This is a genomic window from Chlorobaculum parvum NCIB 8327, from assembly GCF_000020505.1.
GTDB classification, from domain to species: domain Bacteria; phylum Bacteroidota; class Chlorobiia; order Chlorobiales; family Chlorobiaceae; genus Chlorobaculum; species Chlorobaculum parvum_A.
The window spans coordinates 1,758,957-1,779,737 of record NC_011027.1; the positions used below are offsets into that span (position 1 = coordinate 1,758,957).

General features: G+C 55.9%; 18 protein-coding genes. 15 read left to right on the forward strand and 3 right to left on the reverse strand.

What is annotated here, in order from left to right:
• Positions 1-93 precede the first annotated feature (93 nt).
• Both CPAR_RS08165 and CPAR_RS08170 read right to left on the reverse strand, forming a co-directional pair.
• Positions 94-2,469 (reverse strand): phosphoketolase family protein, encoded by a 2,376-nt coding sequence (locus CPAR_RS08165; protein ID WP_012502842.1) that lies wholly within the window; start codon positions 2,467-2,469, stop codon positions 94-96.
• 255 nt (positions 2,470-2,724) lie between these two features.
• Complete coding sequence (locus CPAR_RS08170; protein WP_012502843.1) at positions 2,725-3,918, reverse strand: acetate/propionate family kinase; 1,194 nt, start codon at positions 3,916-3,918, stop codon at positions 2,725-2,727.
• Positions 3,919-4,144: 226 nt separating this feature from the next.
• On the opposite strand from CPAR_RS08170, the gene hpt reads away from it, so the two are divergent.
• The 5 genes from hpt (at position 4,145) to CPAR_RS11205 (ending at position 9,904) form a co-directional block, all read left to right on the forward strand.
• Complete coding sequence (gene hpt, locus CPAR_RS08175) at positions 4,145-4,672, forward strand: hypoxanthine phosphoribosyltransferase (RefSeq protein ID WP_012502844.1); 528 nt, start codon at positions 4,145-4,147, stop codon at positions 4,670-4,672.
• A gap of 323 nt (positions 4,673-4,995) precedes the next feature.
• Positions 4,996-6,156, forward strand: coding sequence for a homocitrate synthase (gene nifV / locus CPAR_RS08180; protein WP_012502845.1), 1,161 nt, complete (start codon positions 4,996-4,998; stop codon positions 6,154-6,156).
• Between the two features lie 20 nt (positions 6,157-6,176).
• Positions 6,177-7,796: a sigma-54-dependent Fis family transcriptional regulator gene (locus CPAR_RS08185; protein WP_012502846.1), complete on the forward strand. Its 1,620-nt coding sequence runs from the start codon at positions 6,177-6,179 to the stop codon at positions 7,794-7,796.
• 375 nt (positions 7,797-8,171) lie between these two features.
• Positions 8,172-8,924 carry an AAA family ATPase gene (locus CPAR_RS11200; protein WP_198002614.1) on the forward strand — a complete coding sequence of 251 codons (753 nt, stop codon included), beginning with the start codon at positions 8,172-8,174 and terminating at the stop codon, positions 8,922-8,924.
• A gap of 71 nt (positions 8,925-8,995) precedes the next feature.
• Positions 8,996-9,904: an ATP-dependent nuclease gene (locus CPAR_RS11205; protein ID WP_198002615.1), complete on the forward strand. Its 909-nt coding sequence runs from the start codon at positions 8,996-8,998 to the stop codon at positions 9,902-9,904.
• A 77-nt stretch (positions 9,905-9,981) separates the two neighbouring features.
• Here the strand turns inward: CPAR_RS11205 and CPAR_RS08195 are convergent, their stop codons facing one another.
• Complete coding sequence (locus CPAR_RS08195; RefSeq protein ID WP_012502847.1) at positions 9,982-10,320, reverse strand: hypothetical protein; 339 nt, start codon at positions 10,318-10,320, stop codon at positions 9,982-9,984.
• Between the two features lie 660 nt (positions 10,321-10,980).
• Between CPAR_RS08195 and CPAR_RS11080 the strand changes: the two genes are divergently transcribed.
• From CPAR_RS11080 to CPAR_RS08245, 10 genes are all read left to right on the forward strand, one after another.
• Positions 10,981-11,142 carry a hypothetical protein gene (locus tag CPAR_RS11080; RefSeq protein WP_198002616.1) on the forward strand — a complete coding sequence of 54 codons (162 nt, stop codon included), beginning with the start codon at positions 10,981-10,983 and terminating at the stop codon, positions 11,140-11,142.
• A 54-nt stretch (positions 11,143-11,196) separates the two neighbouring features.
• Complete coding sequence (gene nifH, locus CPAR_RS08205; RefSeq protein WP_012502848.1) at positions 11,197-12,021, forward strand: nitrogenase iron protein; 825 nt, start codon at positions 11,197-11,199, stop codon at positions 12,019-12,021.
• A gap of 71 nt (positions 12,022-12,092) precedes the next feature.
• The gene (locus CPAR_RS08210) at positions 12,093-12,437 is read left to right on the forward strand and encodes a P-II family nitrogen regulator (RefSeq protein ID WP_012502849.1); all 345 of its coding nucleotides are present in this window, start codon (positions 12,093-12,095) and stop codon (positions 12,435-12,437) included.
• A complete protein-coding gene (locus CPAR_RS08215) occupies positions 12,437-12,814 on the forward strand; it encodes a P-II family nitrogen regulator (RefSeq protein ID WP_012502850.1) in 378 nt (125 codons plus the stop codon). Before CPAR_RS08210 ends, CPAR_RS08215 begins: the two co-directional genes overlap by 1 nt.
• A 46-nt stretch (positions 12,815-12,860) precedes the next feature.
• On the forward strand, positions 12,861-14,489 hold the full coding sequence (gene nifD / locus CPAR_RS08220; RefSeq protein ID WP_012502851.1) for a nitrogenase molybdenum-iron protein alpha chain: 1,629 nt from the start codon (positions 12,861-12,863) through the stop codon (positions 14,487-14,489).
• A gap of 77 nt (positions 14,490-14,566) precedes the next feature.
• The gene (gene nifK / locus CPAR_RS08225; RefSeq protein WP_012502852.1) at positions 14,567-15,946 is read left to right on the forward strand and encodes a nitrogenase molybdenum-iron protein subunit beta; all 1,380 of its coding nucleotides are present in this window, start codon (positions 14,567-14,569) and stop codon (positions 15,944-15,946) included.
• Between the two features lie 153 nt (positions 15,947-16,099).
• Positions 16,100-17,485: a nitrogenase iron-molybdenum cofactor biosynthesis protein NifE gene (gene nifE, locus CPAR_RS08230; protein WP_012502853.1), complete on the forward strand. Its 1,386-nt coding sequence runs from the start codon at positions 16,100-16,102 to the stop codon at positions 17,483-17,485.
• On the forward strand, positions 17,482-18,849 hold the full coding sequence (locus CPAR_RS08235) for a nitrogenase component 1 (RefSeq protein ID WP_012502854.1): 1,368 nt from the start codon (positions 17,482-17,484) through the stop codon (positions 18,847-18,849). The genes nifE and CPAR_RS08235 overlap by 4 nt, the downstream gene beginning before the upstream one ends.
• A gap of 81 nt (positions 18,850-18,930) precedes the next feature.
• A complete protein-coding gene (nifB, locus tag CPAR_RS08240; RefSeq protein ID WP_012502855.1) occupies positions 18,931-20,205 on the forward strand; it encodes a nitrogenase cofactor biosynthesis protein NifB in 1,275 nt (424 codons plus the stop codon).
• A 167-nt stretch (positions 20,206-20,372) separates the two neighbouring features.
• Positions 20,373-20,681 (forward strand): (2Fe-2S) ferredoxin domain-containing protein, encoded by a 309-nt coding sequence (locus tag CPAR_RS08245; RefSeq protein WP_012502856.1) that lies wholly within the window; start codon positions 20,373-20,375, stop codon positions 20,679-20,681.
• Positions 20,682-20,781: the final 100 nt, after the last annotated feature.

Sequence of the window (20,781 nt, forward strand, 5' to 3'; positions counted from 1 at the left end):
CACAATTATCCTGCGATATGGAATAAAAAGGGCAGACACACAGGTCTGCCCCTACGGAAGAATTGAAATGTTCGTTTACTATCATCCCAAACGTCAATCCTCCCATCTCCAATCCCTCACTTCCGGCATATCCTCACCGTACTTCCTGATGTACTCCTTGTGCTCGATCAGGCGGTCGCGGACGTATTGTTTGATGTACGCCGCCTTCGGCCTGAGGCTTGAGACGCGGTTGACCACGTCGGCGACGAGGTGGAAGCGGTCGAGGTCGTTCATCACGACCATGTCGAACGGCGTTGTCGTCGTGCCCTCCTCCTTGTAGCCGCGCACGTGCAGGTTGCGATGGTTAGTGCGGCGGTACGTCAGGCGGTGAATCAGCCATGGGTAGCCATGATAGGCAAAGATGATCGGCTTGTCAGTGGTAAACATGTCATCGAAATCGCGGTCGTCGAGGCCGTGCGGATGCTCCTCCTTCGGTTGCAACGTCATGAGATCGACCACGTTGACCACCCTGATCTTCAGCTCCGGCGCGAGCTTGCGCAGAATCTTGACGGCGGCCAGCGTTTCGAGCGTCGGCACGTCACCCGCGCAGGCCATCACCACGTCCGGCTCACCCTCACCCGCGTCGTTCGAGGCCCACTCCCAGATGCCGATGCCACTGGTGCAGTGCCGCAAGGCGGACTCCATGTCGAGCCACTGCCACGCGGGCTGCTTGCCTGCCACGATCACGTTGATGTAGTTACGCGAGCGCAGACAGTGGTTCGTCACCGACAGCAACGAGTTGGCGTCCGGCGGCAGATAGACGCGAATCACGCTCGACTTCTTGTTGACCACGTGGTCGATAAAGCCCGGATCCTGATGCGAAAAGCCGTTGTGATCCTGCCGCCACACGTGCGAGGTCAGGAAATAGTTGAGCGAGGCGATGGGCCGCCGCCACGGAATTTCGGTGTCGGTCACCTTGAGCCACTTGGCGTGCTGGTTGAACATCGAATCGATGATGTGGATGAACGCCTCGTAGCAGGAGAAAAAGCCGTGGCGTCCGGTGAGCAGGTAGCCTTCGAGCCACCCCTGACAGGTGTGTTCGGAAAGAATTTCCATCACGCGGCCATTGTGCGAAAGATGATCGTCGGACGGAATCATCTCGGCCATCCAGGTGCGATTGGTCTCCTCGAACAGCTCGCCGAGACGGTTCGAGGCGGTCTCGTCCGGCCCGAAAACGCGGAAGTTGGCCGCCTTCTCGTTCATTTTCATGATGTCGCGCAGAAAGCGGGCCATCGGCTTGGGCGCTTCGGCTTCCACGGAACCGGGCTTCGGCACATCGATTCCATACTCCCGGAAGTCCGGCATACGCAACTCCTTGAGCAACAGGCCGCCGTTAGCGTGAGGAATGTCGCCCATGCGCTTCTTGCCTTGCGGAGCCAGCTCCTGAAGCTCCGGCAGAAGCACGCCGTCGGGCGTGAACAGCTCCTCGGCCTTGTAGCTTTTCAGCCACGATTCGAGCAGCGCCATGTGCTCCGGATTGTCGCGCACCGTGCTGAACGGCACCTGGTGCGAGCGCCAGTTCCCCTCGGCGGGCTTGCCGTCAACCACCTTCGGCCCCGTCCACCCTTTCGGCGAGCGAAACACGATCATCGGCCAGATCGGACGTTCGTCCACGCCCTCGACCCTCGCCCGGCGCTGGATTTCGGCGATCTCATCGAAGCAGCGATCCATCGTCGCAGCCATCATCTGGTGCATCGTCGCCGGGTCGTCGCCCTCGACGAAGTACGGTTTGTAGCCGTAACCGATCATGAGCTGCTCCAGCTCCTCGTGTGAAATGCGCGCCAGCACGGTCGGGTTGGCGATCTTGTAACCGTTCAAATGCAGAATCGGCAGCACCGCCCCGTCGCGCTTCGGGTTCAGGAACTTGTTGCTGTGCCACGCTGTGGCGAGCGGGCCGGTCTCCGCTTCGCCGTCGCCGACCACGCAGGCCGTAACGAGGTCGGGGTTGTCGAATACCGCGCCATAGGCGTGCGAAATCGAGTAGCCCAGCTCGCCGCCTTCGTGGATCGATCCCGGGGTCTCCGGCGCGACGTGACTCGGAATGCCACCCGGAAACGAAAACTGCCGGAACAGCCGCTTCATGCCCGACTCGTCGAACGACACGTCCGGATAGTACTCGCTGTACGTCCCCTCCATCCATACGTTCGCCACCAGCGCAGGCCCGCCATGGCCCGGCCCGGCGATATAGACGATGTCGAGATCGCGGTTACGGATGATGCGGTTCAGGTGCACGTAGAGAAAATTGAGGCCGGGAGTGGTTCCCCAGTGGCCGAGCAGGCGGGGCTTGATATGTTCTTTGGAAAGCGGCTGCTTCAGAAGCGGATTATCCATCAGGTAGATCTGACCAACGGATAGATAATTTGCCGCCCTCCAGTACGCATTCATCAATTCAAGTTCCTGTTCAGAGAGCGGGGTTGTCATTTCAGTCATAGCTTGTTCTTTTGATTTCATTGTTTCAGTCATGCAGTGTCAATCCGATAATTCTCAAAATCATGCTGGTTCTTCATGTCAAGCCAGGGATAGCGAAAAATCCGGTTTTTCTGGCAAGTCATAGTAAGCAAATGCCCTGCAATATCTTACGAGTTTCTCCAGGATTCTTTACCTGACAACTCCGGGCCAAGAATGAGCGGCAACACAAGCGGATTTTCCCAACAAGATTAATCCGGCTCAACGCTTGAGACCGACTTACCGCCCCTCGAGCACCCGCCTCGTCTGCCTGACGATCATAACCTCTTCGTTGGTCTCCATCACTTTGACGACAACCCGGCTGCTGTCTGTCGAAATCACCCCGGCAGGTTTGAGATTTTTTTCCGGATCGACCATAACGCCGAGGAAGCCAAGGCCCGCACAGATGCGCTCGCGAATCTCGGGCGAGTGCAAGCCGATGCCGCCGGTGAAGACAATCATGTCGAGCCCGCCGAGCGCCGCCGTGAGCGCGCCAATGTGCTTGCGGGCGGAGTAGCAGAACAGCTCCGCGGCCAGATGCGCCTGCGGATTTTCCGCTTCGGCGTCGAGAAGATCGCGCATGTCGTCGCTCACGCCTGAAACACCGAGGAGACCCGACTTTTTGTTCACCATGTCCCGAAGCCCGTCCGAATCGAGATGCCCCTGCTGCAACAGGAACAGCACCACGCCGGGATCGAGATCGCCCGTGCGCGTGCTCATGACGAGGCCACCCGCAGGCGAAAAGCCCATCGTCGTCTCGACGCTCTGCCCGTCCAGCACCGCCGCCATGCTCGCCCCGTGGCCAAGATGCGCGATGATGACACGCCCCTTGCGGGCGAGTGGATCGCCGTCGGCTTCCAGTTGGCTGAGGATGTACTGGTAGGAAAGGCCATGAAAACCGTAGCGCTGCACGCCCTGTTTCCGAAACTGTTCAGGAATGGGACAGAGCTTCGCCAGCGGAGGCATCGTACTGTGGAAGGCGGTATCGAAGCAGGCGACCTGGAACACGCCCGGCAGCTCGGTAGTGGCGTAACGGATAGCGTTCAGAGCCTGCGGCAGATGCTCGGGAGCATAGGGGACGAGTTCGGTGACGGAATCGATCAGCTCGGGCGTCACCTTTTCGGGCGCGGTGTGGCGCGGCCCGCCGTGCACAACCCGGTGCCCCACCGCGTCCGGCATACCGGGGCCGTGCTGCGTGAGCCACGAGAACACATGCCGGCACGCTGCCGCGTGATCTGCCGCCTCGACTTTCTCGCAATCGATGTACCGACCCTGCGGATCATTGACCGAAAAAGTGGCATCAGTCAACCCGATCCGCGTCAGCGAACCGGAAAACAGCAACTCCTCGGTCTGCCCGCTCTCGTAGAGTGAAAACTTGATGCTCGACGAACCGGTATTGACGGCAAGAATCGTAATCACAGGCTTGGGTTTCATGGCACAACCTCCTCGGCAAATTTCAGGACAACCAGCATGAAACGCTACCGGCCTCCGGATTCAAACAAAGATACACGACACTGAATCCAACCCTACCCACCTGTCGTTACGTTCCTGAAAAATCGGGGGCGTGAGCATTGTCGGCACTGCAAGCAACATTAACGAAAAACAATGGTAAACGAGCTATATTCTGTGAAGCCCCATCGAACCACTACCATCCGGAATCATGATGACGTTGCCCCAAAAAGAGCTCATCTCCGCCGAACGGCTTCAAGAGCGCGTCGCTGAGCTGGCTCGGGAGATTTCCGACGATCTGGAAGGGATTGATCTGCTGACGGTGGTTTGCGTGCTGAAGGGGGCGTTCATCTTCACAGCCGATCTGGTGCGTCACCTGACCCTGCCCTGCCGCATCGAGTTCATCCGGGCTTCGAGTTATGGCGAAGGGCGCACCTCATCCGGCAAGGTCAAGCTCGAACATCATGAAACCATCGAGCTTGAAGGCAAGCACGTGCTGCTGGTGGAGGATATTCTCGACACGGGGCGCACCCTCTCGCGCATCGTAGCCGAACTGGAACAGCAGCGACCGGCCTCCATGCGCGTCTGCGCCCTGCTCGACAAGCCCTCGCGCCGGAGCGTCCTATTCGAAGCGAACTATACGGGCTTCACGATTCCTGACCACTTCGTCGTCGGCTACGGCCTCGACGCTGACGAGCGGTATCGCGAACTGCCGTTCATCGCCATCGAAAACCGCTGAAGGGTGGGGCCGAGAAGCAGTCCTTATTTCGAGCCACTCGTATCCAGCCCGCTACCGGAAATGAAGCCTTGAACAACGTCACTACCCTATCCGTCATTCCCGCGAAGGCGGGAATGACCAGGTGCAATGTAATGGCGGCCTGACTCGTCAGGACCGCCCTCCGCTCTCACCCTTTCCTCCCCTTCCTGCACCGGACAAATTACAATTATGTCTTTTTTTTCAACCCAAAACCCTTTTACACCCTAATTATTTTAGGATTTGTTTTATATTCACCTTAATCAAAAGACTCGAAAAGGTCGAAAAGCCAGAAAAAAAAGACGTCCATGCCAGCCCAAACCACATCCGATACCGGATCGATCCTCAAGCCGTGGATCATCGATACGACCCTCCGGGACGGAGAGCAGGCGCCGGGCGTGGTGTTCAATCCGCATGAGAAAACACGCATCGCGGAGCTGCTGGCCGAAGCCGGGGTTGACGAAATCGAGATCGGCTATCCGGCAATCAGCGAAGCTGAGCGCAAGGTAATCCGCGAGATCGCCGCCCTGAACCTGCCCGTGCGGCTGACCGCGTGGTCGCGCGCCAACATGAACGACATCGAACTGGCCGCAAAGAGTGGAACCGGTGCGGTGCACATCAGCTTCCCGATTTCGCAGCTCTACATGGAGCTGATGAAAAAGGAGTACGACTGGGTGCAGGAGCAGCTCCACGCAATGATTTCGAAAGCTCGCGGCCTGTTCGACTTCGTGAGCGTCGGCGGGCAGGATGCCACGCGAGCCGATCTTTCGCTGCTGCAACGATTCATGAGCGACGCGGAAGCCGCCGGAGCTGAACGATTGCGCATCGCCGACACGGTGGGCATTTCAACGCCCGGCACGGTGATGGCGCTTGGCGCGGCGTTGCGCGAGCACTCTGCGCTGCCGCTTGAATTCCACGCGCACAACGACCTCGGCATGGCGACCGCCAACGCCTTCACGGCGCTCGAAGCGGGGTTCGAAGCCGTCAGCGTGTCGGTAACCGGTCTCGGCGAAAGGGCGGGCAACGCGGCGCTCGAAGAGCTGGCGATGGCGCTTGCGCTTTCCGGCCGATTCGAGTCTCGGCTCGACACCGCGATGCTTTCGACACTGTGCGATACGGTCGCCCTGGCCGCGGGGCGGGCGATTCAGGATCAGAAACCGGTCGTTGGGCGCTCGGCGTTCCAGCACGAATCGGGCATCCATTGCGCGGCCTTGCTGCAAGACCCGCTCTCCTACCAGCCATTCCTGCCGTCACAGGTCGGACGTGGCGACTTCGAGATGGTCATCGGCAAGCATTCGGGCACGGCGGCTATCATGGAGCACTTCCGGAGAAAAGGGATCGAGATGTCGCGTGACGAAGCGCGGGCACTGCTCGAACTGATCAGAAATCACGCCGACCGCCTCAAACGCTCGCTCAGGACGGACGAAATCGATGCCATCCGCGAAGGCACACTCATCAAGCAAGCTTAACTATCGAATAACAAGTCTTCATGCTCATAGCGCACGAACAGGAACAGAGCAGCATCAGCCTTCTTGCCGAAGTAAGCAGGACCGTCAACAACGAAGAGGACATCAGCAAGGTGCTCCGACTGGTACTGTTCATCCTGTCGGAACACATGAACATGCTCCGCGGCATGGTGACCATTCTCGACAAAAGCACCGGTGAAATGGTCATCAACGAATCGTTCGGACTGAGCGAGGAGCAGAGCCAGCTTGGACGCTACAAAATCGGTGAAGGCATTATCGGGCAGGTGGTTGAAACCGGCAAACCCAATGTGGTACCCCGTCTCGACGAAGAGCCGCTGTTCCTTGACCGCACCCAGTCGAGAGTCGAAGAGAACAAAGAGGAGCTTTGCTTCATCTGCGTACCAATCATGGTGGGCAGCGAGGTCATCGGCACGCTGAGCGCCGACCGCAGGATTTCCGTTCCCACAGAAAATGGCAACAAGCGGCGCAAAAGCGATCGGATCGATATTCTGCAATACTATGTCGATCTGCTCTCCATCATCGCGGCCATGATTGCCCAGGCGGTTCGCATCAAGCAGCTCGATAACGAGGAGAAGAGCACGGACGCGCCCGAACACCCGAGCCACCCCGAGCATTCGGGCTACCCGATTGCGGAAGGCGAATTCGTTGAAGACGTTCCCGACGCCGACCGCCCGGCCAACATCATCGGCAACACCAAGCCCATGATGAGCCTTTTCAGGATGATCGACAAGATCTCCAAGACCAACGCCACAGCCCTGATTCTCGGCGAGAGCGGCGTCGGCAAGGAGCTGGTTGCCAATGCGATCCACTACAAAAGCATGCGCAACGGCAAGCCGTTCATCAAGTTCAACTGCGCGGCGCTGCCGGAAAGTATCGTCGAAAGCGAGCTGTTCGGCCACGAGAAAGGGGCCTTCACCGGAGCCGCCTCACTGCGGCGCGGACGCTTCGAGCTGGCCGATACCGGCACGATTTTTCTGGACGAAGTGGGCGAGCTGAGCCTCTCCACGCAGGCCAAGCTGCTGCGGATCATTCAGGAGAAGGAGTTCGAACGGCTCGGCGGCGCCAAGACCGTCAAGACCGACGTGCGCATCATCGCGGCCACCAACAGGAACCTCGAAGAACAGATTCAGCAGGGATCGTTCCGCGAGGATTTATACTACCGGCTCAACATTTTTCCGATCACCGTGCCGCCGCTTCGCGAGCGCAAAACCGACATTCTGCTGCTGGCAGACTACTTTGTGGAAAAATTCAACACGGCCAACCACAAAGGGATTCGGCGGATTTCAACCACGGCCATCGACATGCTGATGCGCTACCACTGGCCCGGCAACGTGCGCGAGTTGCAGAACTGCATCGAGCGCGCGGTCATCCTGAGCGAAGACAACGTCATCCACGGCTACCACCTGCCGCCCTCGCTCCAGACCGCCGAATCAAGCGGTACGCCCTACATCGGCGACCTGCAGCAGAAGCTCGATTCGATCGAAAAGGAGATGATAATCGAAGCACTCAAACGCACCAAAGGCAACATGACCAAAGCCGCTGCTCAACTCGGCTTGTCGGACAGAATCATGGGATTGAGGATGAAGAAGTTCAATATCGACTACAAGAAATTCCGACCTTGATGGTAAAGGTTGGACGGATTCTGGAATGATCAGAATCGGGATGAAACAGAGGACGCCATTCATTTGATTTACTCCACGCTCATGCGGTGAATCAGGTGAATGGCGTTTCCTGTTGAGGTCTGAATTTTGCTTGTAAAAATCCAGTAATCTTCGTAGATAGAAATCGTAAGCCTCGCCGTCGAGCTTATGCAGTACCCCTCCCAAGACGGCCTTCCGAATGAGCAGTGCAGGCATGATACAAGACGAGCGACGGAATTGCTGATAAGGTCTTTGATTGAAGCCGTATTTATTGCCGAATTATACAGAAAAAAGCTTTCTGCTTTTTCAGAATTAGGTAGATCAGTCTAAACGTTGTTAAACCAATAAGGAAATCACATGGCCGTGAAGAAGAAAATAGAGGAAGTTATTGCTCTTGTTGGAGATGATGAAAATGCACCTCGCCCCCGACTCCATAGGCTTATTATCCAAAATTTCCGCTCCATCGGAGTGGAAAAGGTAGAAATAGAGCTAGATGATATTGTTGTCCTTGTTGGCCCAAACAATGTTGGAAAAAGCAGCATCCTAAGAGCGTATGAGACTGTGATGTCGCATGGATCGAAAGATGGAAAACTAACAATTAACGATTTTCCAAATGGCCAAGTTGACCCAGAAAACCTTCCAACGATTGAACTTCATACGATCGTGTTCAGTGAAGCGCCAGGCGAGAGATGGCTCTACGCCACTTCTGATGGTGAATGGCTAATTCGCGAAAAATGGGTATGGGACAGCCCGAACAAAGATCCAAAACGACAGGGGTTTGATGTTCAAAAGAATGACTGGGATGACCAGGTCCCATGGGGGGCCCCGAATGTGGCAAATTCACGCCGCCCACTGCCTCATAGAATAGATGCCTTCGCAACGCCCGATAAACAAGCAACTGAAATCACCAAACTAATAACCAGTCTACTAAAAGAAAAGCTGGCTGATATCAAAACAAATCCCGAGCAAGAAAAGTCTGATTACGAGCTTATTCTAGATAAGATCAAGGATCTCCAAACAAAGGTTGTACAAGCAACAGAAGAGGAAATTAAAGTTATAGAAAATGAAGTATCAGAATATTTAGGAAGTTATTCCCGAAACATAAAATAAAGTTTGACGCAAAGCCTGATGCTGAACTAGAAAGCGCATACCAGCCGTTTAAGAGTAATGCAGACTTATTAATGGGTCCAGAGGACGGTTATTTTTCATCTATTGAACATCAAGGCAGTGGAGCGAGAAGAACTCTCTTATGGGCCACGTTGAAATATCTTTCAGAGTCACAAGATAAGAAAGGCTCTCGCCCTCACGTGTTGCTGCTGGATGAACCAGAGATTTGCTTGCATCCATCCGCCATTCGCGAAGCAAGAGCGGTGTTATATGACCTACCCACTAGTGGAAATTGGCAAGTAATGATAACATCTCACTCTCCAATCTTTATAGACCTATCCAAAGATAACACAACCATTGTTAGAGTTTTCAGAGACGGTGATAGTGAAGTAAAAAGCACTACTCTATATAGACCTGAAAGAGCAAAGTTAGATAAAGATGACAAGAAAAATTTGAAGTTGATGAATATATGTGATCCATATGTTCATGAGTTTTTCTTTGGGGGTCGCCAAGTAATAGTTGAAGGCGATACAGAATTCACAGCTTTTTCAATGCTAAAAGAGATGTACCCTGATCAATATAGTGACGTGCAAATCATAAGAGCCAGAGGGAAGGGAATAATTCCCTCTGTAGCCAAAGTGTTAAAGCAGTTTTCAAAATCGTTTTTTATACTTCACGACACAGATGAAGAGTTGACCTCTAAAGGAAAGAAGAATCCCGCATGGGGCATGAACAACACTATCGCTGAACTACTGGATACAGACGGAAGAGTTAATCTGGTTGCTTGTAAAACCTGCTTTGAAACGGCTTTATTTGGCGAAGAGGTCAAAGACGAGAAACCATATAATGCATTAATACGAATCAGAAATGATAACGAAGCACGAGATCGGGTTAAATCGCTACTTGATTACCTTATTGGAGTTCATGGTGCAACCCTCCCAGAAAATTGTGTCCATTGGAACAAAGTTCAGCAACTGGTTTAACAAAGTATTTCTACGGACAATCCACTGAATGCCGCGTTAGCCATAGGAAATGAAACCATCGATAGCCATAATTTGCCTTACTCGCCATCAGCCTCTTTCGACACCACCCCACTTCCCGCACTCTCCACAACCTTCAGCTTTCCGACCTTCAACTCACCAATTTCAAGCGAATCGATTTTCGACTTCCCTACAAACAACCGCTTGATAACAAGCCGTCCGATGGCCAACGCGCCAATCGCTAAAGCCCCGATGCTGAGTGCCCCAATGGCAAGCGCACCGATTGCCGCCGCGCCTGACGAAACAGCTGGAAATGCCAGTGGCCTGCCGGGCACTGCTGTCAGTTCTGGGCTTTGACCTGCTGACAGATGCTTATGCTCACTGCCAAGCGTTGGGCGACGATGAAGAAAAGTTTTCATGGCAAGTCCCTCCTGCTAAGTCCACACAAAAAGATTTTCAGTGAAGCGCTTCGGGTATATCTATAGTCAACACCCGCGCGGAAACAACGGTTCCGGCTCAGAACCGGACAAAAAACCACAAAAATGCACTTTTCTACATTTTTGTAATTTTCTTACCAACCCCCAAAATCACCTTTCTGCCAAACACTACGAAGCCTATCGGAGTTTATCAATTCTGTCTATCATTATTGCGAGCCTCCCTTATCCAGTCCGCTAACGCACACGGAGCTTGAACATCGTCGCTGCTCTATCCGTCATTCCCGCGCAAGCGGGAATGACGAGTGAACATAGTAATTGATGCATTCACGATCTGAAATTGAATACATGGTGCTTTTTCCGGCAAGTCCGACGGCCTGCCAGGAAGACCGTCAATTCCGGAAAATCCCCTGTAAACAAGCATCGAAAGCTCTTTTCTCCTCTCCCCGCCCTCGTACTTATCCTGAAAATTTCCCGTCTTGTCCATAGCTGGTAGCCGTTGATACCGCTGAATGCTGCTCTTCCGACAAACCTGTAGAAACATAACCCCCACAATTCTACCGAATGGTAGGAAAACCGGCTTTACTACAGGCATGTAGCTTTGCATTCATCCCATTTCAGCCACTTCATAAAAAAAAGAGGCGCGTGAAACTGGATCGAACCAGTCCGCCGAAAACTTTTAAATCATTTCCAATCAATGACTTAAAAGTTTTTCAAGAAATATTTCAAGAAAAACACCCCCAGCAACCACACTTTGGCACACCAATTGCAGCATATTCTTTAATTATTCAGGAAACAGAAAATTAAATCCTGAATATTTTCAGTCAAAATGACTCCAAACCAATAAAATTGAGTACTACCATGAGAAAAGTCGCGATTTATGGCAAGGGCGGTATCGGTAAATCCACCACCACTCAGAACACGGTGGCCGGTCTCGCAGAAGCAGGCAAAAAAGTGATGGTCGTAGGTTGCGACCCGAAGGCTGACTCTACCCGTCTCCTGCTCGGTGGCCTTCAGCAGAAAACTGTGCTCGACACCCTGCGCGAGGAGGGCGAAGAAGTCGAACTCGAAGATATCATCAAAGAGGGCTACAAAGGCAGCCGTTGCACCGAATCCGGTGGTCCTGAGCCTGGCGTCGGTTGCGCTGGCCGCGGCATCATCACCTCGGTCAACCTGCTCGAACAGCTCGGTGCTTACGATGACGAATGGAACCTCGACTATGTGTTCTACGATGTGCTTGGTGACGTTGTGTGCGGCGGTTTCGCCATGCCGATCCGCGACGGTAAAGCCGAAGAGATCTACATCGTCTGCTCTGGTGAAATGATGGCCATGTACGCTGCCAACAACATCTGCAAAGGTATCCTCAAATACGCCGATGCCGGCGGTGTGCGCCTTGGCGGCCTGATCTGCAACAGCCGTAAGGTTGACAACGAGCGCGAGATGATCGAGGAGCTCGCCCGCAGGATCGGCACCCAGATGATCCACTTCGTGCCCCGCGACAACTTCGTGCAGCGCGCCGAAATCAACAGAAAGACCGTGATCGACTACGATCCGACTCACCCGCAGGCCGATGAGTACCGCGCTCTGGCTCGCAAGATCGACGAGAACAAGATGTTCGTCATTCCCAAGCCGCTCGAAATCGACGAACTCGAATCGCTGCTCATCGAGTTTGGCATCGCCAACTAATCGGCCAAAGCAGTCAAAAGAACCAGTAATCTCTTGAAATTATAGCCTTTAACAAGAAGGAGAACACACACATGTTAATGATCAGAACCATCGTCAGGCCGGAAAAAGTACAGGACGTTATGCAGGGCCTGCTCGACGCCGGATACCCGGCAGTCACCAAAGTCTCGGTTGTTGGCCGGGGTAAACAGCGCGGTCTGCGCGTCGGCGATGTGGTCTATGACGAACTGCCGAAAGAGATGCTCTTCCTCGTCGTGCCTGATGCCGACAAGGATTTCGTCATCCGTGCCATTATGGACAACGCCAAGACTGGCGAGGGTAAGTTCGGTGACGGTAAAATCTTCGTCTCTGCTGTCGAAGAGGTCTACACGATCAGCTCCGGCATCAAAGAAGGCGAGCTTGAAGCGAAGGAGGCCTGATGAAAGAGATCATTTCAGTTATTCGCATCAACAAGGTGAACGAAACCAAGCAAGCGCTCATCGATGCCGGCATCTCCGCCTTCACGGCGACCGGCCGGGTTATGGGACGCGGCAAAGGCCAGGTTCACTATGACATCCTCCAGGGCGCCGAAGCCGGCCATCCGGAGGCAATCGCTCAGCTCGGTAACGCACCGAGGCTTGTTGCCAAAAGAATCCTGACCGTGGTTGTGCCCGATGAGCTTGCCCAGACGGCTATCGATACGATCATCAAGACCAACCAGACCGGCAAACCGGGAGACGGCAAGATTTTCGTCACGCCGATTCTCGATACCATCAGGGTCAGAACCGGTGAAGAAGGCGACGTGGCTCTGAACTGAAGCTGAACTGAGATAACTACTAAAGGTGTAAACGGAGAACGCTACAATGCCAGCGAAAGTAAACTTACCAGATCCGGCCTCGATTACCGAGGAGCTGATCAATAAATACCCGGCCAAGGTCGCCAAAAAGCGCAGGAAGTCGATCGTGGCCAACGACCCGGATACCATTCCCGAGGTACAGGCCAACGTCCGCACCGTGCCGGGCATCATCACGCAGCGCGGCTGCTCCTACGCAGGTTGTAAGGGTGTGGTTCTCGGACCGACGCGTGACATCGTCAACATCGTGCACGGCCCGATCGGTTGCAGCTTCTACGCATGGCTGACCCGCCGCAACCAGACCAGACCGGAGACCCCGGAGCATGAAAACTACATCACCTACTGCTTCTCGACCGACATGCAGGAAGAGCACGTGGTGTTCGGTGGTGAAAAGAAACTGAAGGTTGCAATCCAGGAGGCTTATGACCTCTTCCACCCGAAGGCCATCGCGATCTTCTCGACCTGCCCGGTCGGCCTGATCGGTGATGACGTGCACGCCGTTTCGAGAGAGATGAAAGAGAAGCTCGGCGACTGCAACGTCTTCGGCTTCAGCTGCGAAGGCTACCGCGGCGTCAGCCAGTCGGCTGGTCACCACATCGCCAACAACGGTGTGTTCAAGCACATGGTCGGCAACAACAACGAAATCAAGCCCGGCAAGTTCAAAATCAACCTGCTCGGCGAGTACAACATCGGTGGCGACGCCTTCGAAATCGAGCGACTGCTTGAGAAGAGCGGCATCACGCTGATTGCCTCTTTCAGCGGCAACTCGACGGTCGGAGCCATGGAAAACGCACACACCGCCGACCTCAACATCGTGCAGTGCCACCGCTCGATCAACTACATGGGCGACATGATGGAAACCAAGTACGGTATTCCATGGATGAAGGTCAACTTCGTCGGCGTCGAGTCCACTGCCAAGTCGCTGCGCAAGATCGCCGAGTACTTCGGTGATGCAGAGCTGAAAGCGAAGGTCGAAGAGGTGATTGCCGAAGAGATGCCTGCCGTCAAGGAGATCATCGAAGAGATTCGCCCGCGCACCGAAGGCAAAACCGCCATGCTGTTCGTCGGTGGATCGCGTGCTCACCACTACCAGGATCTGTTCAACGAGCTTGGCATGACGACCCTCTCCGCCGGTTACGAGTTCGCTCACCGCGATGACTACGAAGGTCGCGAAGTGCTGCCGAACATCAAGATCGACGCCGACAGCAAGAACATCGAAGAGCTGAAGGTCACCGCCGATCCTGAGCTGTACAACCCGCGCAAGAGCCCGGAAGAGATCGAGGAGCTGAAAGCCAAAGGCCTCGAAATGAACGGTTACACCGGCATGATGAAGCAGATGGTCCACAAGAGCCTGGTGATCGATGACGTCAGCCACTACGAGTCTGAAAAGCTCATCGAGATCTACAAGCCCGATATCTTCTGCGCCGGTATCAAAAAGAAGTACGTCGTCCAGAAGATGGGTGTACCGCTCAAGCAGCTCCACAGCTACGACTACGGCGGTCCTTACACCGGCTTCAAAGGTGCAGTCAACTTCTACAAGGATATCGACCGCATGGTCAACAACCCTGTCTGGAAGATGATCAAGGCCCCCTGGGAGAAGGCTGAATCGGAATCGCTGGAAGCCAGCTACGTCGCCTGAACAAGCACGGGCGTCCCTGAGATGCGCAAGAGGTTTTCAGAGACGCCCGCATAAAAAAATTAACGAGGAGATTATTGATGTTATTACGTCACACAAGCAAAGAGGTCAAAGAGCGCGAGGGGCTGACGATCAATCCGGCAAAGACCTGCCAGCCGATCGGCGCCATGTACGCTGCGCTCGGCATACACGGCTGCCTGCCCCACAGCCACGGCTCGCAGGGCTGCTGCTCCTACCACCGCAGCACCCTGACCCGCCACTACAAAGAGCCCGTCATGGCCGCAACCAGTTCGTTCACCGAGGGCGCTTCGGTGTTCGGCGGCCAGGCAAACCTGCTTTCGGCTATCGAGACCATCTTTTCGGTCTATGATCCGGAGGTGATCGCGGTGCACTCCACCTGCCTGTCCGAAACCATCGGCGACGACTTGCAGCAGATCACCAAGAAGGCCAGCGACGACGGCAAGATTCCTGAAGGCAAATACGTTATCTACGCCAGCACCCCGAGCTTCGTCGGCTCGCACGTCACCGGCTACGCCAACATGGTCGTCGGCATGACCGAGCAGTTCGCCGTCTCCACCGGAGAGAAGAACGACAAGGTCAACATCATCGCCGGCTGGATGGAGCCTTCCGACATGAGGGAGATCAAATCGCTCGCCTCGCGTCTCGGCGTCAAGATCGTGCTCTTCCCCGACACCTCCGACGTGCTCGACGCACCGCAGACCGGCAAGCACGAGTTCTACCCGAAAGGCGGCATCACCATCGACGAGCTGAAGACTGTTGGCGACAGCAAGTCCTCGATCGCCGTGGGCTGCATCACCGCCGAGCCAGCAGCCGTCGCGCTCGACAAGAAGTGCAAGGTTCCGTTCGAGACGGTTGACATGCCGATCGGCCTGTCCGCCACCGACCGCTTCATCATGGCCCTCAGCAAGGCTGGCGGCGTCGAGGTTCCCGCAGAACTCACCGCCGAGCGTGGCCGCCTGGTGGACGTCATGGCCGACATGGAGCAGTACTTCTACGGCAAGAAAGTCGCGCTGTTCGGCGACCCCGACCAGCTCATGCCGCTCACCGAGTTCCTGCTCGACCTCGGCATGGTGCCGAAGCACATCGTCAGCGGCACGCCGGGTCTGCGGTTCGAGAAACGCATGAAGGAGATCCTTGAAAGAGCTCCGGGCGCGAACTTCAAGAATGGCCCGCAGGCTGACATGTTCCTGATGCACCAGTGGATCAAGAACGAGCCTGTCGATCTGCTCATCGGCAACACCTACGGCAAGTACATCGCACGTGACGAAGACATCCCGTTCGTGCGCTTCGGCTTCCCGATCCTCGACCGCATCGGCCACAGCTACTTCCCGAACATCGGGTATGCCGGCTCGCTCAGGCTGGTCGAGAAAATCCTCGGCGTGCTCATGGATCAGCAGGATCGCACGGCGCTGGAAGAGAAGTTCGAGTTGGTTATGTGATGCGCTGTCGGAGCCGGTTCGCGATCCAGAGGCTTGCCCGGACGGTGAAATCCAGAACACTGTCCGGCTCGTCCGCGAACCGCTCTCGACGACAACGTATCGACAAGTTGACAACACAACCATTCCCCTTCGCCAAAACGGAGGGGGATGACAATGAAGGGAAAGGAAGTAATGGATACGCAGAACATCAGTCTGCTTGAGGGCAGGCAAAAACAGGTCTACGAGAAGACCGCGGGTGCTCCGGAAGGTGACATCGCGTGCGAAAAGACCAGCCTCTCCGGCTCGGTCAGCCAGCGGGCCTGCGTCTTCTGCGGCTCACGTGTCGTGCTCTATCCGGTAGCCGACGCTATTCACATCGTACACGGCCCGATCGGTTGCGCCGCCTACACCTGGGACATCCGGGGAGCGGTTTCGTCGGGACCCGAACTGCACAGGCTCAGCTTTTCATCCGACCTCCAGGAGATGGACGTCATCTACGGCGGCGAAAAGAAGCTCTACAAATCTCTGATCGAACTGATCGATCAATACCAACCCAAAGCGGCATTCATCTACTCGACCTGCATCATCGGCCTCATCGGAGACGATATCGATGCGGTCTGCAAGAAAGTTGCCAAAGAGAAAGGAATCCCGGTGCTTCCGGTGCATTCCGAAGGATTCAAGGGCACCAAGAAGGATGGCTACAAAGCCGCCTGCAACGCCCTCATGAAGCTGATCGGCCAGGGTTCGACCGAAGGCATCAGCAAATACAGCATTAACATTCTCGGCGAATTCAACCTCGCCGGAGAAGCCTGGATCATCCGGGAATATTACGAGAAAATGGGCATCCAGGTGGTCGCCACCATGACCGGCGACGGCCGCATCGACGACATCCGCCGCTCGCACGGCGCTTCGCTGAACGTGGTGCAGTGCTCCGGCTCGATGACCACCCTTGCCAAAGAGATGGAAGAGAAGTACGGCATTCCCTACATCAGGGTCTCCTACTTCGGCTTCGAGGATATGTCCAAATCACTCTACGACGTAGCCCAGCACTTCCCCGAAAGGCCCGACATTATGGAGAAGGCCAAGGAGATCGTGCGTGACGAGATCAAGCAATACTACCCCGAGATGCAGAAGTTCAAAGCTGCCCTGACCGGGAAGAAAGCCGCGATCTACGTCGGCGGAGCCTTCAAGACCTTCTCGCTCATCAAAGCCCTGCGCACCGTCGGCATGTCGGTGGTGCTGGCCGGTTCGCAGACCGGCAACAAGCAGGACTACAAAAACCTCAAGGAGATGTGCGACGAGGGCACCGTCATCGTTGACGACTCCAACCCGGTCGAGCTCTCCAAGTTCATCCTTGAAAAAGAGGCTGACCTGCTCATCGGCGGCGTCAAGGAGCGCCCTATCGCCTTCAAGCTCGGCGTCGCTTTCTGCGACCACAACCACGAGCGCAAGATTCCGCTCGCCGGATTCATCGGCATGTACTATTTCGCCAAGGAGGTTTACGAATCGGTGATGAGCCCCGTGTGGCAGTTCGCCCCGAGAAAAGGAGGTGTCAAATGACCACGAACGCTTCGACCATGACGGCCAAAACGGCCACGCAGAACGCATGCAAGCTCTGCACTCCGCTCGGCGCGTGCCTGGCCTTCCGCGGCATCGAAAAGTGCGTACCGTTCCTGCACGGCTCGCAGGGGTGTGCCACCTACATCCGCCGCTACCTCATCAGCCACTACAAGGAGCCGATCGACATCGCCTCATCCAACTTCAACGAAGAGACGGCGGTCTTCGGCGGCAGCCACAACCTGAAGCTGGGGCTGAAAAACGTCACCCAGCAGTACAAGCCGCAGGTGATCGGCATCGCGACGACCTGCCTGTCGGAGACCATCGGCGACGACGTGCCGATGATTCTGAAGGACTACAAGGCGATCATGGGTGAGGCCGATCTGCCGACCATGATCTTCGCCTCGACGCCGAGCTACACCGGCAGCCACATCGACGGCTTCCACACCGCCGTACGCTCCGCCGTGCAGACCTTCGCCACCGGCGGCGCGAAGAAGAACATGCTCAACCTCTTTTCGGGAATGATTTCGCCGGCGGACATCCGCTACCTGAAGGAGATTCTCAAGGAGTTCGGAATGCCGTTCATGCTGCTGCCGGACTACTCGCAGACGCTCGACGGCGGCCCGTGGGGCGAATACCACCGCATTCCGCCCGGCGGCACGCCGACCAGCGCCATCGCCGACAGCGGCAGCGCGGCAGCCAGCATCGAGTTCGGCTCGACGCTCGAAGCTAAAAAATCGGCGGCAGGCTACCTCGAAGAGACCTTCGGAGTTCCACGCCACAGCATGCCCCTGCCGATCGGCATCAAGGCAACCGACCGCTTCTTCGCGCTGCTCGAAGAGCTGACCGAGAAACCGATGCCTGAAAAGTATGAAGATGAGCGCCGCCGCCTGGTTGACGCCTACGCCGACGGACACAAGTACGTCTTCGGCAGAAAGGCGATCCTCTACGGCGAGGAGGATCTGGTGATTTCGATGGCCGCCTTCCTGCGCGAAATCGGCGTCGTGCCAGTGCTCTGCGCCTCGGGCGGCAAGAGCGGGCTGATGAAAAAGCGGATGCTGGAGCTGATTCCCGATCTTGAAGAGCTTGAAATCCAGGTGCGCGAAGGCGTTGACTTCGTGGACATCGAAAACGAGGCCAAGGTGCTCAAGCCGGACTTTCTCATCGGCAACAGCAAAGGGTTCACGATGTCGCGCAAGAACGAGCTTCAGCTCATCAGGATCGGCTTCCCGATTCACGATCGCTTCGGCGGCCAGCGCCTACACCACCTCGGCTACAAAGGCACGCAGGAGCTGTTCGACCGCATCGTCAACACCGTCATCGAGTATCGCCAGAACTCGTCACCGGTAGGCTACACGTACATCTAAAGGAAAACGCATGAAGTAATCACCCGGCATCTCGATCCAGAAAACGGAGACGCCGGAAAAGTCTGAAGGGAGCAATAGATCATGACACTCAACATCCAGAACCACCCGTGCTTCAACGACTCCGCGAGGCACACCTTCGGAAGAATCCACCTGCCGGTCGCGCCGAAATGCAACATCCAGTGCAACTACTGCAACCGGAAGTTCGACTGCATGAACGAGAACCGCCCCGGCGTGTCGAGCAAGGTGCTCTCGCCGAAGCAGGCGCTCTACTACCTCGACAACGCCATCAAGCTCTCGCCGAACATCTCGGTGGTGGGCATCGCAGGCCCCGGTGACCCGTTCGCTAACCCGGAGGAGACGATGGAGACCCTGCGGCTGGTGCGCGAAAAGTACCCCGACATGCTGCTCTGCGTCGCCACCAACGGCCTCGACGTGCTGCCCTACATCGAAGAACTTGCCGAGCTGAAGGTGAGCCACGTAACGCTCACGATCAACGCCATCGATCCGGAGATCGGCCAGGAGATCTACGCCTGGGTACGCTACCAGAAGCGCATGTACCGCGACCGTCAGGCTGCCGAACTGCTGCTCGAAAACCAGCTTGCCGCCCTGCAGAAGCTCAAGAGGTTCGGTGTCACGGCCAAGGTGAACTCGATCATCATCCCCGGCATCAACGACAAGCACGTGGTCGAAGTGGCCCGCCAGGTCGCCTCGATGGGCGCGGACATCCTGAACGCCCTGCCCTACTACAACACCACTGAGACGGTCTTCGAGAACATTCCCGAACCCGATCCGATGATGGTCAGGGAGATTCAGGACGAAGCTGGCAAACTGCTGCCGCAGATGAAGCACTGCGCCCGCTGCCGAGCTGACGCGGCTGGAATCATCGGCGAAATCAACAGCGACGAGATGATGCAGAAGCTCGCCGAAGCCTCGCTCATGCCGAAAAATCCCGACGAGCACCGCCCCTACATCGCCGTTGCCAGCCTTGAAGGCGTGCTCATCAACCAGCACCTCGGCGAAGCTGACAGGTTTTTGATCTACGAGCTTAACGAGGACAAAAAAGGCTGCACACTGGTCGATTCGCGCCCGGCCCCGCCCGCCGGTGGCGGCAAGGCTCGCTGGGAAGCGCTCGCCGCGAAGCTCTCCGACTGCCGCGCCGTGCTGGTCAACAGCGCAGGCGACGCCCCGCAAATGGTGCTCAAAGCCAGTGGCGTCGATGTGATGTCGCTCGAAGGGGTGATCGAAGAGGCGGTGTACGGCGTCTTCACCGGTCAGGATCTCAAGCACCTGATGAAAAGCAGCCAGATCCACGCCTGCAAAACAAGCTGCAGCGGCGACGGCAACGGGTGCGATTAACAATAAAAAGATCAGTCGGATCAGTCAGATCTGAGCGATTCGACTGATCTGGCCCCCGTTTTAAAAACCGGGGCAACTGAAAAAAATGTAAGAGCAAATATCCGCAGGGTTAAAACCCTGCTGAATATGGGACAACCCAACCACAACAATCAGAAAAAACCACTATCATGGACAAACCGAAACATCACATCTTCGTCTGCGCAAGCTTCCGCGCCGCGGGCGCTCCTCAGGGCATCTGCCACAAGAAAGAGGCGCTCGGACTCATCCCCTACCTTGAGAGCGAGCTTGCCGACCGCGGCATGAGCGACACAGCCGTCTCGGCCACGGCCTGCCTGAACCTGTGCGAAAAAGGCCCGGTTGTGGTCGTCTATCCCGAAAATTTCTGGTACGGCGAGATCGACAGCGAGGACAAGATTGATGAAATCCTCGACGCACTCGAAGAGGGCGAAGCTTGTGAAGATCACCTGATCAACTGATTTCTTCCTTCCCTTCAGGAAGCCGGGGGGCTCTGCGTTGTGTTAACTGGAGACACAAAGTATCCCCCCTTTTTTTCGAAAATCGTTATTACCTTACGTA